The 1161-nt window shown below is 71.9% G+C and carries 1 protein-coding gene and 1 pseudogene; one reads left to right on the top strand and one right to left on the bottom strand.

Annotation, left to right across the window (positions count from 1 at the left end):
- A partial coding sequence (locus tag G3N92_RS34080; RefSeq protein WP_206131876.1) for a putative glycolipid-binding domain-containing protein occupies window positions 1–515 on the bottom strand: 515 nt, incomplete at its 3' end.
- Between the two features lie 315 nt (window positions 516–830).
- Here G3N92_RS34080 and G3N92_RS34075 point away from each other — a divergent pair.
- Window positions 831–1161 (top strand): annotated as a pseudogene (locus G3N92_RS34075) (hypothetical protein); the annotation flags it as partial.

Genomic DNA, 1161 nt, shown 5'->3' with positions numbered 1-1161 from the left:
CCGGCCTTGAAGCGGCCGTCGATCCCCTCGTAGCGGTAGCGCCGGCCCGGCTCGACGCAGACGTAGGTCTGGGTAGCGCGCGCCACGCTCAATTCGGGTATCGCGAGATAGGCGACGTCGATCGTGCGCCGCTCGTCGCGTTTGAGCCCGAGGCGGCGGATCGGCAAGGTGTTGGTGAACGGCGTGGCGGCGATGTCGATGTCGACGCAACCGTCGAGCGCGGGCAGCGGGCGGCGTTCGCGGCGACCCTCGCCGGTATCGGCGCCGGCTGCTTCGAACCAGTGGCCGTCGCGATCGCGTTCGAGCGTGAGCGCGGCGCCGCCCATCACCTTCAGCGTGGCGTGCGTGGTGCGCCAGTGCGCGTCGCAGGCGATCCGGTAGGCCAGGCCGTAGCGCCGGCCGTCGTCGTGGCGGCCGACGATCACGCTCTCGGCCAGATAGCCGCCGCCGTCGCGCACGAGCGTCAGATGTTCGATTCCGTCGCTGTCGAGCGACGCCCAGCGCACATCGCGCATGCCGTGGATCTCCGTGGGCAGCCCACGCGGCGGCGCCGCGCGCGGTGCGCACGATCGTAGCGCAAATAACCGGTATCCGGCATCGCTTCTCCGCCCGATGCGGCAATCCCCTATGCTCGCGGCTTTCCGGATTGGGAGCGTGCGGCGGCCTGCCGCCGATTCCGTCGTTTGCTTCGTCGCCAGCTTCGTCGCCAACAGCGCCCGCATGCCTTCGTTTCGGCCTGCCGGCGGCCCGGTGGCCGCCGCTCCCGTCGTCCGCTTCCGTCATCGACAACGCCGCCCGCCATGTCCGTCCGCGCTCGTTCCGATCTGCCAGTGTCCGGCTTGCCGCTGATCTCGTCGGCCGCGTCCTCATCGACCGCACCGCCCGCCATGTCCGCCCGCGCTCGCTCCGACCTGCCTGTGCCCGGCTTGCCGCCGATCTCGTCGGCCGCATCCTCATCGACCGCGCCGCCCGACATGTCCGTCCGCGCTCGTTCCAACCTGCCTGTGCTCGGCTTGCCGCCGATCCCGTCGGCCGCGTCCTCATCGACCGCACCGCCCGACATGCCCGCCCGCGCCCGCTTCGCGCTGCCGGCGGCGTTGCGCACGCTGCTGCGCGGCCTCGGGCAGATCCTGTTGCAGGCGCACGCAGGCACCGGCGCGA

This window comes from Burkholderia sp. Ac-20379 (genome assembly GCF_017104645.1).
Lineage (GTDB): Bacteria > Pseudomonadota > Gammaproteobacteria > Burkholderiales > Burkholderiaceae > Burkholderia.
Note: the sequence above shows the minus strand (reverse complement) of the source record. Positions and strands in the feature narration are given on the sequence as shown.